Consider the following 15,411-nt stretch of genomic DNA (forward strand, 5'->3'; position numbering starts at 1 on the left):
GGAGCAGATGAGCAAACACATTGTGATTGTTGGAGGCGGATACGCAGGGGCATCAGCGGCAATCTCTGCCAGAAAAGTGGGCTTTGAAGGGAGTATCCATCTAATCGGCGAAGAAGGCGGACTGGCGTACGAGCGCCCTCCATTGTCGAAATGGCAAGGAGAAGCCGTTCAGAATAAGCCCGTTTTTCCTGAAAGCTTTTATGGAGACTCTGGTATCTCGGTGCATTCAGGGGAGCGCGTTGAATCCATAAATATCGATACTAAGCAGGTAGTTACCCGCAAAGGGCTCAGCCTGACTTATGACAAGTTAATATTGGCAACTGGTGCCACGGCTCGCACATTGCCAGGGTTCGAAAGATCCGAACGAGTGCATTACCTTAGGACGTTGCAGGATGCTCAAAAAATCCAACGCAACTGCATGAATGCAGAGAAAGTGGCTCTGATTGGTGCCGGGTTTATCGGGTTAGAGCTCGCTGCCTCAATGCGTGCAATGGGGATAGAGGTGACAGTTATTGAACAGGCTTCGCAAATACTGAGTCGGGCTGTACCCACCGAAATCGCAAACATTCTGTATCGCAAGCATGTTGGAAACGGCGTTGAATTCAAACTGGGTGAAGTTTGCCAATCTATGCTGCAATCAGAACAAGGCGTTGTTGTGCAGTTAGAAAGTGGCGAGTCGGTTGAAGCGGATTGCGTGGTTGTCGGAATCGGGTCGGTGCCCAATACCCAACTTGCCGAACAAGCGGGGTTGTTGGTTGAAAACGGTATTCTGGTGGATGAGACGCTGCGTACTTCCAACCCTCATATTTATGCGGCGGGCGATTGTTGTCGCTATCAAACACCTGTGGGTTGTTCGCTGCGGTTGGAGTCCTGGTTAACGGCTGGGCAGCAAGGCACTGTTGCAGGAAAAAACGCCGCAGGTGAAAACAGCGTGTATTCGGATGTGCCTTATTTTTGGTCTGATCAAATGGCTATGACCTTACAAGTTGCTGGCTACCCAAATTTGGGAACGAAAAACGTTACCAGAAAGCTCGCCGACGATAAGCTGATGCATTTTCAGTTGGATGAATTCGAGCGAGTGAAGTGTGTGGCTGCGGTGTCTGAGGGAAATGCACTGGCAAGAGACGTTCGAGCCATTCAGAAAGCGATTGCAAAAGGCAAAGTGGTCGATTCCGATAAACTAAAAGATCCCTCTCATTCGATAAGGGATCTTGTCTAAACCTCAAGATTAAAAGGGTAGCTAAGCTACCCTAATTCTATGTAAACCTTGCCCTCTTTGAGAGTGACTGGGTATGTTTTTAAGTCGATACAGGCAGGGGCAACCGTTGCCATACCATTCCTGTAATCAAACGCACCAAAGTGCCGTGGGCACTCTATTTCGTACTCATCGACTAATCCTTCAGATAAATGCGCCTCTTCGTGTGTACAATATCCTGCGGTGGCGTAAAACTCCCCATCTGGGCTGCGATAAATAGCGTAAGTATGATTGCCTAAATCGAACCTTTTTACGCTCTCCAATTCCATTTCCTGCTCTTCACATACGTAATGTTGATTTTCCATAGTGCTTCCTTGTACTACCAAAAATATCATTTATGGTAATACCACAATTGGTTAAAGATCCATCAGGTTGAAGCTTTTAAGGCGCAATGTTGCAAGATTAGGACGGGTTGAAACGTGGGATTATGAACAGCGAATATGTTGAACGCTAAAGAGATTCATTGAACATAAAAAAACGCCAGCATAGGCTGGCGTTAATGGTGAGATTTGGGGTTGATCAGTATTCGAAAATGCTCGGGTTATAGCGCATCACCATGCCTTTCATGGCTTCATGAATGATTGCCTGATGCTCTTCGTTAACGTGAGCCATGGCATCTTGCAGTTCTTTATTGATGATTTGCGACAGCTCGTCGTGCACTTTTTTACCTTTCAACGTCAGGAAGATCTTTTTCGCGTTCTTATGCGTTGGATCTGGAGTCGAGGCGATGTATTCATTCTTTTCTGCGTGACGAATAAGGCTGGTCATGGTGCCTTTACTACGTTGCAGACGCTCAGCTAACACACTTGGACGAAGACCGTCTTCATAGTCCAGCTCCATCAAAACAAGCAGCTGTTCTACATTGATCTCTTTGTAAAGTTTTTGGATTTCCAGCTGGATTCTGTTCTGCATCTGACGAGTCGCGATCCAACTGATTCCAGCCGTTGTTTCGTAAGGTTTTGGGTGTTTTTTGTCTGCCACGTTATTGGCCCTCGACTTATTCATATGATCTATAACCATATCTTAAGCATATCAAGGTTCGAAGTAAAAGGTATTTAATGAGTAAATACATTTTTTTGCGATCAGTCACTTTATGATTCTATGTAAAATACTTTTCTATTTCATAACTGGGCAATTTATTGCCCATTATCCTTATGATTTTACAAGATTAAATTATTTGATAATGATCCTAATTTTGAAAGTAAACTAAGGTATGAGACAAGGTTTTACGTTGGATAATTATGCAAATGATTTGTATTTTTTCTATCTATCGTTCATATATTGAATAGATTCCACTTCGAGCTTAATTTTCTTTACGAGCTAAGTTGAATATTTACGTGCTTCTTTTTTGTCCTGAATATTTCCGAACTCGATAAGCACTTCTACACTCATATATGGCGCTATTTAAGTCGTCTCATGACACTTAAGCGAATACCAGTAAATGCCAGCTTCTTTGACCAAGTAAGAAATCGAATGGTATGTTGTCTTGAAATATGAAACTGGTTGTATTATTAAAAACGAAAACTGCGATAAATGATGGAGTTGGTTGTGATTAACAAAAAATTTTTTAAGACTAAGAACGAAGTGGAAGTTACCTTTGAGTTGGATGAGAAAGAAGCCAGCTCAGTAGCGATCGTGGCGGACTTTCTGGATTGGAAAGCAACGCCAATGAAGCGCAATAAAAAAGACAAAACGTTTAAGTTTAAAACCCGTTTACCCAAAGATCAGGAATTTGAGTTCCGCTATCTGGTGAATGATTCTAATTGGGTCAATGACTCCAATGCCGACAGATATGTACCGAACTCGTTTGGTCAGGACAACTGCCTAGTTTCGACTCGTGAAATGTGAGCGGTTTCGAAGAACACTTGGCAATAATCAGCTTCCTATCTGGAAGCTGATTTATTTTGAAGAACTGCTCTGCGGAGGTAGATTCTCAATTTTTTGAATGAGCTGAGGCGGTGAAAGCGGGCAGGAATAGAGATAGCCCTGAATAGAGGTACAACCCATTCCAACCAGCTTGTTCAGTTCCAGCTCCGTTTCTACTCCCTCGGCCACGATACTTACCTGAAGCTGTTTCGCCAGTTCAACAATCAATTTTACGATTCGTTCAGACTTCAAATTGGTCAGCATGTTCTGAACAAAAGTTTTATCGATCTTGATGCAGTCGATGTCGTAACGGTGAATGTAATTCAGACTGGAGTAACCGGTTCCAAAATCGTCCAGCGCGATCTTGAATCCTTTTTCGTGCAACCCTCGCAGAGCCTGACGAATATCACCAGACTGAGTCATAAGGACGGTTTCGGTAAGCTCTATGGTGAACTCATCTGCGGCAAACCCATAACGCTCTAGCTTTTGAGTCAGTTGGGACAAGTACTGCCTTGGCTGCGCCAACTCTTTTGCTGAACAGTTCACACTCAGTTCAACGGAGTAGCCCAATGTCTGTTCCAGGAAGCGTTTGGCTTCGCAGGCCAGTTCGAAAACACGTTCGCCCAAACGATTGATAAGCCCGGTATGTTCAGCCGCTTCAATAAATTCGTCGGGCGTGACAACACCCAGTTTAGGGTCATTCCACCTTGCCAGAACTTCAAACCGACTCCAATTGTCACCATTTAGAAGCACAATAGGTTGCAGAGCGACACTGAGTGCGCTTTTTTCAACAGTTGCCGCTAAATCCAGCTTTAGTGCCTCGATGACCTGAGATCGGCGTAAATGCATCGCACTTAGTCGGCTGTCATAGTATTGGATATGGCAGTTCTGGCTCTGCTTACACAGTTTTAATGCAAGGTTAGCTTTAAGCAACAAGTCGTCACCGCTTTCAGCATCTGAAAAGCTGACGATCCCCAGGCTGACACTGAAGTTAAGCTGCAAGTCTTCATACTGAAAGCCAGAATGAAGCTGCTCAAACAAAGCATCTGCCCGTTGTTCGACTACGTCGCCTTCACATATGGCGGCAAATTCGTCTCCACCAATGCGATAGATAGTATCCACATTGTCGAAAGCACTTCTGATGGCACTGGCAGAATGCAGTAACACGCGATCGGCGATATGGGTGCCGTACAAGTCGTTAAACTCTTTAAAACCATCAATGTCGATCAGAACCAGACTCGATTTCTTTCCTTTCACTTCCATCAAATGTTTCAGATGGTTGGCAAGGGAAAATCGATTGTACAGATTAGTGAGATTGTCTCGCTTGGTCTGTTCACTAAGCTGGCTTAGCAAGGTATCGGTTTTTTCAACCAGCCATTTTGCTCGGAGCTGGTGGATGATGATTTTTGAAAAGAGTTTGTGGTAGTGAAGAATGGGATCTGGATTAGTGATGGGGGTTTTAAATGTTGAAATTAATATCCCCAAGGTTTGCCCTTGCGCATTTTTCAACGGATAACCCAAATACGATTCGAGTTGAAGATCAACCAAAAACGGGTCTTTAGGAAAATGTTGGTAGGCTTTCTCTGCGTATATGCAGAACTCGGTATCTGAGTTAGAGGCCTGTTCACAAGGTGTGTTGTTGATGTCGTATTGCAGGTCATCCATTACGGTATTTTCCTGCACATACGCCAGCGTAGATGCAACGTGATTTGCTTCGTTCAGTTCCACTATGCAGGTACAGAACGAATGAAGCTTTTCATGAAGCAACATACAGGTTTGCTCCAGAAGCTCATTTCCATCCAGTAAAAGTATCCTGTTGATGTCACTTATACTGATGGTTGTATCATTGAAGTCCTTTCTTTCCATGACCTACCAAAACCCAGCGCCGACCTGATTTCTCAATCATCAGATACAAACACACATACCGTATGTTATTTTATAAAATATAGATATAAATTTCTTATAGAACAGAAGTATAAGATCTAAAAATACGTGCGAGTAAGAAATATCCCGATCTGACTCTTTATTGAGAATGATGTGCGCACTTAGTCATAAGCAATGACCATCATTCACTAGAAAAATTCATCTTTCAGCCAAGTGGCTTTACAGTCGGGCTCAAGTTGCGCTTTGAGTGCAGAATGGGTCACTTTGAAGGAATTTCCTGAGCCAGCCGATTTTTCAAATGTTCGATGAAAAGACGGGTACGGGTGTGCTCATAATCCAGCTTTGGGTAATACGCGTAAATGGTGGTCGTTTCGGTTTTCAATCCGGGAAGTACTTGTACAACTTCTCCGGAATCAAGCATGTCACGGATCATCATCTTACTGGAAATCAGTATTCCCATTCCTGTTTTTACCGCGTGATACAGCGCTTCTGGATTGGTCGTGGCGAAATTGCCTTTAAAAACGACTCTCTTTTTGTTTTCGAAAAAGAATTCCCGTTCAAGCTGCTCGCCCCAAATCAACATATTGTGTTTGGAGAGATCATCGAGTTGTTGGGGTACTCCATGTTGTTCAAGGTATTGAGGTGAGGCAAAAAATTCAAACGGATACTCGAACAGCGGGGTGGCGATAAAACTGAGTGAGTTCATTTGCTCCAGCTCCCGACTGATGTACACATCCAAATCCAGCTCCGGCAACTGACCTGGAACGGTCGTCACTAGCTGGACTTTGATGTCTGGATACTGAGAAAGAAAATCATCCAGATACCGGACAATAAATCGAGAGCCTACGGCGACGGTAGCGCCGATTTTTAACCGACCGACTGGCGCTTGGGTAACAGATCGGGTTTCATCCACAATAGATTGCCATTGCTCCATTTGAGATACGGAGCGTTCAAAAAACAGGGCACCAGCCTCAGTCAGGCTGATTGAGCGTGTGGTTCTTTTTAGCAGCTGTGCGCCCACTACTCCTTCTAACCAGAGTATGCGCTTACTGATGGCTGAGCTTGTGGTATTCAAGCGCCTGGCAGCGCCATTAAAACTCCCTTCTTCAACCACTCTGATGTAACTTTTTACGCTCTGCATCCAGTCCATTACTGCTCCTCTATTAGTTCCTGTCAGGATGTAATCCGTTTCCCAATTACGTGATTATCATTCATTGATAACAAAGTAAACTGATTTGTAAGCATACCCCTATGTGTGAACTTGCCTAATTTTCTAACCGAGTGCCTGTATATTTATGAAAAGAGAAAACTTCAGTAAATTGCCTTTAATGCTTGCGATGATGGTTATCGCTACCGGACAGGTCGGGGTAAGCATTTACTTACCCGGGCTGCCAGAAATGAGCAGGCAGTTTTCTGATGCGACTCTGGATATCCAATGGCTGGTCACCATTTATATGGTTGGGTTGGGAGCGGCGCAGCTTATTTACGGACCTGTTGCGGATTCCTTGGGCAGAAAACCCGTCTTTATCTTTGGGCAGGGGCTTTACCTTGTTGGAACCAGCATCTGTGTGTTCCTTCAGCACGACCTGAACTGGATTATTTTTGGTCGCTTGCTTCAGGGGTTGGGAGCAGGAAGTACTGCGGTCATTGCCAACAGTATTTTGCGCGACAGTTACGATGGCAACACCCTTGCAAAAGCCTTGTCTTACGTGTCGATCATGGCATCGGTGATGCCGATGGTTGCGCCAGTGCTTGGCGGTTGGCTAACGTGGCAATTTGGATGGGAATCGGTGTTTGTTTTTGTCTTTGCTTACGTTGCGCTGATTTACGTAACCGGATTGCTGATTTTACCGGAAACACTGCCCTATCCAGCTAAAGCACCGCAGCTATTCGAATCTTTCAGAGCCTATGCAGACCTGATTAAAACGCCACAAGTGATCGCAACAACAACTTATGGCTGGGTAAATTTTTTGATGATTATGCTTTCATTGTCGGTGATGCCGTATCTGGTTCAGGAGCAGTTAGAAATGAGTGCCGCGCATTATGGTTTGGTGATGATACTGCCATCTTTCGGGCTGATGATTGGCAGTGTGCTGCAAAACTTTTTGAATCGTCGATTGTTGCCTAAGTCGATTTTAGGTGTTGGGTTAGGCATTGCTTTCCTTTCGGGAGTATGGATGCTTATCGGTTCGGTGAGTGTTTTCAACCTAATTGGGGCACTAACAGGGATTGCTATTGCTCAGGGGTTAATGTTCCCTGTCATTGGACGAATACTTCTTGAGCCACACAAAGAACGTGCGGGAACCGTCACAGCCTTGTCTGGATCGTTACAAATGTTAGTCACAGGCGTGTTTGGCGGACTAATTGCTTCATTTATTACAACTAAGGCTCTGCTTGGCGCATTTTTACTGGTTGGAACACTAAGTTTAATTGCACTTTATTCATTTCAGCGAAAAGGCAGTCAGTTGGATTTGGAAGCACCAGTTGATAAGGCATTACCCAACATGTAGTTATTTATATAACTGACTTTAAATTTGTATTATTTTATAAGTTATGTCGCGTTGTGACGATGTAAACACAATAATGTGATGTAACGCTATGTGTGATGTTGTGCCAAAAATTTGCTTTGAATCGCGAATTAATCAAAATGACCGCTTAAAAATGCGGAATTTGTAACAACTGAATGTCCGTTCTGTTGCATACAAATTTCGCTCTCGCTAACGTTGAGCCATAAACATAAAAATACCGTTAGCTGGGTGAAATTTTGGATAGACATGCATTACTACGAGTTGTGTCATCAGCTCGAGATCACAAAGTGATCGCCGACGGAATGTTCCAGTTTCTGTCTGAGAGCTTTTCTCCCAAGGCTATGTATTTTGTCCGGGACCCTTCTCTTGGTAAGCAGTTATCTCCCAGCTATTCAAAAGGCTCTTTTACTTCCCCACATTGCTTTCCCGGCTCATTTTGGACATGGGCAGCTCAGTTTGATACCTCCGATGGTCTTATCCCTTTAGAAATCAACACTTGCTCCTGGAACTATCTCGACGCCTTGGGTGGTGAATGCCTGATCATGATGATCGACAACCATCCAGAATGGCGCACATACCTGTTTATTGAGAAAGTGGAACTGGAGAAATATCAGGTCAATTCAGCGGAATCTTTTATCGATATCCTGAACATTGCCTCTGCCAGATGGCAATGTTTGAGGGCAGAGCGCAACGCTTCTCTGGAGTTTAAAAACCGTGATATACGTGAAGCGAAGTATCTGGATGAGATCCGCCAGCGTGAAACGTTTATCGATAAAATGAAGCTAGTCCAGCAGGTAGCGTTGGAGCTTTCGAACCCTGCAACACTGGATGATTTGTATAAAGGTGCAGTGGAAGCGGTCCGAGACCGTCTAGGTTTTGACCGCAGCGTATTTATGCTACTGGACATGAAGAAACGCTGTTTTACCGGAACTTATGGTACAGACGAGTACGGAAAAACAGTGGCAGAGCACCATACTATTTATGATCTTCACCAGCTTGAAGAAGAATATATTGAGGCGCTTCACACCAACGACGAGTCGTTGGTGATTATCGAAAACGCGCCCTTGTACACCACGGGTAATGTGGTGGGGCAGGGCTGGAACGGCATGCTCATATTACGCCATGAGAATGAGCCTATCGGGTGGCTGGCGCTGGACAACTTTATACATCGGGAACCGATTACCGATTACCAGCGTGAGATGCTGAAGTCTTTTGGTTCACTCCTTGCTCAAATCTATATCCGCAAGAAACAGGAGCAAAACGTACGTTGGCTCCATTCCAGTATGGTCGCGCTTTCCCGTTGTACAACGGTGAATGACGTGTGTAAGTCCGCAGTAGATTTTGCCATCAACAATTTGGGCTTAGATCGTATGGCGGTCTTCCTGACCGATCCGGAACTGACCCGTTTGTATGGGACATGGGGTACGGACATTCAAGGGAATGTGGTGAATGAAAGTTACTATGAAACCGAAATGCAGATAGACCGACCACTCGTCGCCAGTGCCATTCATAATCCGAATACGTTATCAGTTGAAGAGTCGGTGCCCATTTATCACGACAAGCGCATTGTCGGGTTTGGCTGGACAGCCATGACCATGCTTAAAAGCAGCACCGATGGACCTATTGCATTTTTAGCCGCCGATAACCTTTTAACTCGCCGCCCTCTTACCAGCCAGCTTCAGGAAATGATGCTGCTGTTTGCATCAAACTTAACGGAAGTTTTGCAACGCACAAAAGCACAGGAAGCCATCCGTACTCTTAACGAAAATCTGGAACAGGAAGTGCGCAACCGCACTCTGGAGCTAGAATTAGCCAACCAGCAGCTTGAAGCTCTGTCGAGTATCGACCCGCTTACCCGTTTAGGAAATCGCCGTCAGTTAGTAAAGCATATGGATGAAATCCGAAACCGTCAGGAGTCTGCACCTCAGAATATTGGATTGATATTGCTGGATATTGACCATTTTGGATTGTTCAATCAGGAGTATGGGCATTTAGAAGGTGACATCGCTTTGATTCGGTTGGGTAACATTTTGAGCAACTTCTGCGACAGCAATGATGAAACTTTTTGCCGTATCGGCGGTGAAGAATTTGCGTTACTGCTTTCCGATACCACGGAAGACAAAACCAGAAAGCTAGCAGAAAACATTCGCCAGTGCATTGAAACAGACGCCATTCCCCATGCTTTGAACGACAGCTCGTCAGTACTCACGGTATCCATCGGCTATTTAACAGAATCCGTTCTTCCATCCAAATTCGACTTTGATTCTATGTATCAAAAAGCCGATAAGGCGTTGTATCAGGCTAAGGATCATGGCAGGAATCGCATTGTAAATGCATCGGAAGTTGCTGTTGTGGCTTAGATTCGAACCTGTGGTTCCTAGGCGTTTACCTATATAGTGTAAAAAGCCCCAGTATCGCGAGATACTGGGGCTTTTAGTGATTTAGAATCAGGTAATTCAGTTCTAATCAGGCTTTAGTGAATAGTTGAGCTCTTGCGGCGTGTCCATACCCCTCTAAAAGCCCCTAATGCAAACAATACAAGCATCCCATACAAACTCATCGAACCTCCGGATGATGAGCTGGTTGAAGTGACAGTAGTTGTCGTCTTGGTTTTAGGTTGTACAGTGACGGTTATTTCACCAGATGCTCTGCCGCCTTTTTCATCAACAGCTTCATAAGAGAAGGTTTCAACCCATTGGGCTTGCCCGTGTGCGCCTGTTGCGGTGTAAATGATCTCGTTTCCTTGAATGGAGGTGTTCCCCTTTGAAGGCAGTGACGTCAGTATCAGAGACAAGTTATCACCATCGGCATCTGTGTCATTTTCAAGCGGTTTAATTGAGACTGAATTGCCGTAAGTCAGCGTTACAGAATCATTTTGAGTCACGGGAACATTATTACTCGCAAGAATGTTGAAAGTGACTGTATCTGAAGATTGCGCTCCCGATTCATCGGTTACGATAAGCGTTACGTCTAAGGTCTTATTTACAGTTAGATGAGGTAGGCTAACCGTTAGCTGGGACGAACGTTTACCAAATAAAACGTAATCCTCTGATGTGCTCCACTGATACGCAAGATTCGACGATTCTACATCGGTACTTTCCAGACCAGAAACCGTGAAATACTCACCAGCACTGATGGTTGTTGAACGGTTGGAAATAAGAGCGGTTGGCAGATCATTTATCGAGTTTACCGTGATATCAACAGTCGCGACATTCGAGGTCAACCCCTCCGTTGTTTTCAAGCGGTACGTAAATGAATCGTTACCATGGAAATTGGCATTAGGCGTATAGTCCATCCCAGAAAGTTGCCCGCTAGACGGCGGTGTGATGATTTCAACCCCTTCGATTTGTTGGGAAAAATCAACGATGTCGTTATCTCGCAGATTGTAGGAAGCAACCGTATCTTCATCTACAGAGAATGCATCGTTTCTCGCTGTGATCACAGAGCTCGTGTCGGAGCGCAGAAGTGCGCCAAAGTTATATTGCTGCCAAGGGTATATAGCAATAAGATGATTATGATCGCTGAAGTCTGTGTTACTTGCCCACCAAGATTCCACCTCGCTGTAGTTAATGTACGTCTCTACACGTTTTTGCTCTATTTCGATTACTCCATCGGTGAGCTCCAATATCAGAGTACTTTTGCCATTAGGTAGAGAGATGCTGCTGTCCAATAGTATTCTATTGTTTGCCGGAATGTAGCCTTGAGCCAGAAGTTGACCTTCAGCTGGTGTTACTGAAAGAACATGCTCAGCAGGTTGGTAAGGAAACAACCAAAGTTTGTATTGGGTGTCTTCAATACCTGTAGGATGCGTATTGATGTGCAATCCATCTAACACACTAAGGGAATCGCGAGTATTGATGGCAAACGCGGCAACATTGACATTTGTATAAAGTTGCAAATATGAGCGTTGGAAAGAGGTTGCCCAAGAATATTTATTTGGCTCATCAATCATGTTTAAGTCAAAACTTGCCGCATTTAAATCGCTTGCGATATTGTTGAATTCGACTTCGGAATTGATTCCAACAAAATCAGACAGTGATGGCCTTGTGGAATCAGACAAGCTGTTTTGGTTTGTACTACCGGGGAAGACATCTCCATTGTCTGCTCTCCAGCCTCTTCCAAGTTCATCTAATCCATCAGCCTGTAAAATCTGAACCTGCATCGGACCGTTATTACGCGCCTGGTTATTAATGTTGACCGAGGTAACAAGCAGACCTTCACCAGGTACACCAGCATCGTAATCTTGAGCTTGTCGATTTTCTAAGTAAACTCGGCTTCCTTTTTCTTTAAGGTAAGGATCGATGTAAATGACGGCAGAGTCATTCGTTGTTTGAATTTCTTTTCGACCAGAGGATGTCAATACTTGAGGCGTAACAAACCCAGCAGCTTCTTTAGTCCAAGCCAGCATATTCGAAGGTGTTTGCCCTGCGTACAAGTCACCCGGCTTCATCGACCAGGAACCACCACTCATAAGACCCCATTTTCCAACTGACCCTCTGTCTGGGTTGTCTGTTCCCGGGTATAAATCAGGTAGAGCAAGCATTAGGTGACCGAGTTCATGCACAATAACGCCTAATGTTGATTGGTGGTCGCTCTGATAATCTGCAAACAAGCAATATGAGTTAATTTTAACGCCATCTACGGTGATTGGGGCGTGGTTCCATTTATGTGGCCAGATAGCTGGATTTTCAGAACCTACTGCTCGGTCATATCCTGCAAATACGAACATAACAGAAAGCTCTGAAGGGGTGATACTGCCATCGAGGTTTTTGTCAAACTCTGCAAAATTGACCAGTGGATCAAGCTTACTGTAAATCTCTTCGAACACAGGCGCGAAGGTATCCCAGCATTGATTGATACAATTTGGATGATTTTGAGCAAGGGCAATACTCACTACGCCGTCATTGACGGTACCATCAGTTTCTTTAGCAGGGATTACCTCGTAGTTGTTCGAGGAATTCTTGCGAAAATAATCTTTTACACTTTGTTCCGTTGTGGAAAATACAAGGTCAGTAAAGTCGTGATTCATAGTCACATCGCTGAAAGAGACTTGTACCACTAGCAATGGCTGCTCGACTAGCCCATTTGCTTCCTGATTGCGGTAAGCGCCTTGCTGTATTGAAGGAACATAGCTCGATAGAGTTGTGTAAAGCCCGCTATCTTGTGTCATTGATAATTTTTGTGCTTTCACCTGCATTTTAAATGCGGTTGAGGAGTCAATGAGTGAAGCTGGAGGTGGTGGCGTTGTAGAAGAGAATATTTCGCCCGCCGAGATAAGTTCTCCACTGGTTTGACTGAGCTTCGCAAAGTGCCAATTATTATTTTGCTTAATTAAAGCGTGACCGTCAGAGGTTTCATACCAGTGGAATTGTTTCGTTCCTTTCAATCTAACTTCCATCGAGCTCCCATCTGACAATGTTATTTGATGAGGGTGAGGGGAAGGCAACACTGTCGCGAAAGACGCAAAGGAACAAAGCCCCAGTAAGCCTGCCAAAGCTTTACGTGTAAACATTTTCATAAAAACTTCCATTTAATCATATACCTAGCGATGCTTATTTTCGTATAAAAAAGCATCTGAAAGTGCACGGTGATTAAAGTGTCAGTTTTTGAGACGTTTTCATCACAATCTGATATTTGATACATGTATCAGAATGTAAGGGCTGACTTATAAATGGAGTGGTTAGTTTTATATTGAGAGGCTGTTATAGAGCTAACCGAGAGTAGCGACAGAATGAAATGCTTAATAACCAACCTTTTTTTCCTTGTTCAGACCTGACCAGTCCTTATATAACCGAATGGCTTTCCAAATAACATTGTTATCAAGTTGTTTAATTTATATTGTTAAAAAATAATTGATAGGTATCAATGAGTTTTGGTTATAAAGTTTGTTGATATGGTTCGCATTTGCAAATTAAGGTAAATGCACCTGAAGTAGTTTAAAGGTATTTTATTGGCGTTTCTTAAAATGGGAAGGGCGATAGATTGTAATTTTAAACTTTAACGTTTCCGACTCTAATAAATACAACTAAGTAATATAAGAAATAGATTATGAAATCAGTGGTAATGGTGTCAGTTCTCATTTTTGGGGGACTGGCAACTTATTTTTACATTTCTCAAGATCACTCCGATCTTGAAATACATCAAAGTAAGGCTGTCGAATTAGATTCGACGGAATCTGAAATTAACCATACTGATGACCTATTCAGTGATGATATTTCTTATCCTTCTCCTGTTGTCGAGCTCCAACAAACATTAGCGCATGGTATTCAAAATCTGGATGCCCCTGAATTGCCCCTTGTTCAGGGCGAACTGAGTGATTTTTCGGAAAAGAATATGCCAGACGATATTCCACCCCCAGAAGAACTACAAAAGCTAAATCAAGAACTTGAGCGTCTTGAATCTTTGATGGCGACTTCCACTAACTAGCCAGATATTTCTCGCTGAACCAAGCATCTTGAGGTGACTTGGGTATACACAATTTATTTTCACCTTTCGTAACGGATAACGAACTCAATGAATACAAAAACGCCTACCTTATTTTGTTTAAAAAATCCGATGGTTAAACAATCTAAGTTACATCACTATCTAAGGCTTACATTATTCAGTCTTTTGTCGCTGTTCAGCGTTATAGTTTACGCGGCGGCACCAGTTATTCGAGGCGATTTTAATGTGTCTGGTGGGCAGGCAACGTATTCATTGCCAATCGAAGTGGTACCCGGAAGAAATGGGCATCAGCCATCACTCGCAATCAGCTACGCTAGTGATTCCCCAAATGGGTACCTCGGAATGGGGTGGGACATATCAGGGCTCTCTGCCATTACTCGATGTGGAAAAAACCTACATAAGGATGGGCGTTGGGGGGGCGTACGTTTAAATAACGACGACCGTTACTGTTTAGACGGTCAAAGGTTAGTGGCGATTACAGGGCAAGATGGCGGGGATTTAACCGAATATCGCTTAGAGAATAACGGCTATTCAAAGATTGTGTCGTATAAAACCGATTACCGTGGTCATGGACCTTCCCATTTTAAGGTTTGGAAAAAAGACGGCTCAGTTTATGAGTATGGAATGGAAAATACAGCGCAAGTTAATCTGCCAGGACACCCTCATCATATCTACAAATGGGCCTTAAACAAGGTTACAGATCATACCAAGAACAACCACATCATATTCAAATACGTTGAAAACACGGCAGCAGGGACTCATAAGATCGATGTCATTTCATACGAGGGTGGCTCAATTAAGTTTGATTATGTGGGGAGAACAGATTCAACGTCTCAGTATCTGATGGGGTCAAAACTGACAAGATCACAGCGATTATCAAAAATCGTGGTAAATAACCAATCTGAACAAGCCGTCAGGAATTATATATTAGCCTACGGCGAGTCCGATGTTACAAACCGTAGTTTGCTCTCGTCAATCCAGATGTGCACGGGCAAGGGAACCGAGTGCTCTAGCCCAATAAGCTTTGAATGGAAATCTCAGGGTAATGCCACCGTTACAAGTTCAAATACGAGCTTTATTTTTCCAAAGTTTGTGGATACCAATAGAGATGGACATCTGGATAAATACGGTATTAAAAGAGGTTGGGATCAGGTCGGCACGGAATATTGCGAGTTCAGTAAGCCTGATTTTGTAGGTTGGACAGTTGTTGATCCTGACGGTAATGAAACAACAAAGAGTACTGGGAACTATCAACTAATTTCTGTCAATGGAACGTTCAAAATAGAGACAGAAACAGGAGAAATTAGTGGTTCAGGTAGTTATTGCGGGGGGGGCAACAGCTATAAGAAGAAAAAATTTACAGCGACAGCAAAGAAGGGGGGCCTTGCGTCAAAGGTACTTATATAAAGGATAAAGATGGAAATACAGGTACCT

Annotated in this window: 11 protein-coding genes; 6 read left to right on the forward strand and 5 right to left on the reverse strand. The window is 43.8% G+C overall.

Annotation, left to right across the window (positions count from 1 at the left end):
• Window positions 1-7: 7 nt before the first annotated feature.
• Window positions 8-1,219, forward strand: a complete 1,212-nt coding sequence (locus RH89_RS16285; protein WP_004404288.1) for an NAD(P)/FAD-dependent oxidoreductase — start codon at window positions 8-10, stop codon at window positions 1,217-1,219.
• Window positions 1,220-1,245: 26 nt separating this feature from the next.
• On the opposite strand, the gene RH89_RS16290 is transcribed toward RH89_RS16285, so the two are convergent.
• Together RH89_RS16290 and RH89_RS16295 are read right to left on the reverse strand one after the other, a co-directional pair.
• Window positions 1,246-1,560 carry a Rieske 2Fe-2S domain-containing protein gene (locus RH89_RS16290; RefSeq protein ID WP_004404291.1) on the reverse strand — a complete coding sequence of 105 codons (315 nt, stop codon included), beginning with the start codon at window positions 1,558-1,560 and terminating at the stop codon, window positions 1,246-1,248.
• A 214-nt stretch (window positions 1,561-1,774) separates the two neighbouring features.
• Window positions 1,775-2,260: a MarR family winged helix-turn-helix transcriptional regulator gene (locus RH89_RS16295; RefSeq protein ID WP_004404294.1), complete on the reverse strand. Its 486-nt coding sequence runs from the start codon at window positions 2,258-2,260 to the stop codon at window positions 1,775-1,777.
• Between the two features lie 543 nt (window positions 2,261-2,803).
• Between RH89_RS16295 and RH89_RS16300 the strand changes: the two genes are divergently transcribed.
• Window positions 2,804-3,103: an isoamylase early set domain-containing protein gene (locus RH89_RS16300; RefSeq protein WP_038146381.1), complete on the forward strand. Its 300-nt coding sequence runs from the start codon at window positions 2,804-2,806 to the stop codon at window positions 3,101-3,103.
• Between the two features lie 51 nt (window positions 3,104-3,154).
• On the opposite strand, the gene RH89_RS16305 is transcribed toward RH89_RS16300, so the two are convergent.
• Together RH89_RS16305 and RH89_RS16310 are read right to left on the reverse strand one after the other, a co-directional pair.
• On the reverse strand, window positions 3,155-4,987 hold the full coding sequence (locus tag RH89_RS16305; RefSeq protein ID WP_004404297.1) for a putative bifunctional diguanylate cyclase/phosphodiesterase: 1,833 nt from the start codon (window positions 4,985-4,987) through the stop codon (window positions 3,155-3,157).
• Between the two features lie 277 nt (window positions 4,988-5,264).
• Entirely contained in the window at window positions 5,265-6,155 is an 891-nt protein-coding gene (locus tag RH89_RS16310; RefSeq protein ID WP_004404298.1) for a LysR family transcriptional regulator, read from the reverse strand.
• A gap of 145 nt (window positions 6,156-6,300) precedes the next feature.
• Between RH89_RS16310 and RH89_RS16315 the strand changes: the two genes are divergently transcribed.
• Both RH89_RS16315 and RH89_RS16320 read left to right on the forward strand, forming a co-directional pair.
• On the forward strand, window positions 6,301-7,515 hold the full coding sequence (locus RH89_RS16315; RefSeq protein WP_004404299.1) for a multidrug effflux MFS transporter: 1,215 nt from the start codon (window positions 6,301-6,303) through the stop codon (window positions 7,513-7,515).
• Between the two features lie 254 nt (window positions 7,516-7,769).
• On the forward strand, window positions 7,770-9,893 hold the full coding sequence (locus tag RH89_RS16320) for a sensor domain-containing diguanylate cyclase (RefSeq protein ID WP_038146336.1): 2,124 nt from the start codon (window positions 7,770-7,772) through the stop codon (window positions 9,891-9,893).
• Window positions 9,894-10,006: 113 nt separating this feature from the next.
• On the opposite strand, the gene RH89_RS16325 is transcribed toward RH89_RS16320, so the two are convergent.
• Complete coding sequence (locus RH89_RS16325; RefSeq protein WP_050811547.1) at window positions 10,007-13,051, reverse strand: M6 family metalloprotease domain-containing protein; 3,045 nt, start codon at window positions 13,049-13,051, stop codon at window positions 10,007-10,009.
• 530 nt (window positions 13,052-13,581) lie between these two features.
• Between RH89_RS16325 and RH89_RS16330 the strand changes: the two genes are divergently transcribed.
• Window positions 13,582-13,959, forward strand: coding sequence for a hypothetical protein (locus RH89_RS16330; protein WP_004404307.1), 378 nt, complete (start codon window positions 13,582-13,584; stop codon window positions 13,957-13,959).
• 87 nt (window positions 13,960-14,046) lie between these two features.
• Window positions 14,047-15,384 (forward strand): SpvB/TcaC N-terminal domain-containing protein, encoded by a 1,338-nt coding sequence (locus RH89_RS16335; protein WP_004404309.1) that lies wholly within the window; start codon window positions 14,047-14,049, stop codon window positions 15,382-15,384.
• The last annotated feature ends 27 nt before the right edge of the window (window positions 15,385-15,411 follow it).

Source organism: Vibrio nigripulchritudo ATCC 27043, assembly GCF_000222685.1.
Lineage (GTDB): Bacteria > Pseudomonadota > Gammaproteobacteria > Enterobacterales > Vibrionaceae > Vibrio > Vibrio nigripulchritudo.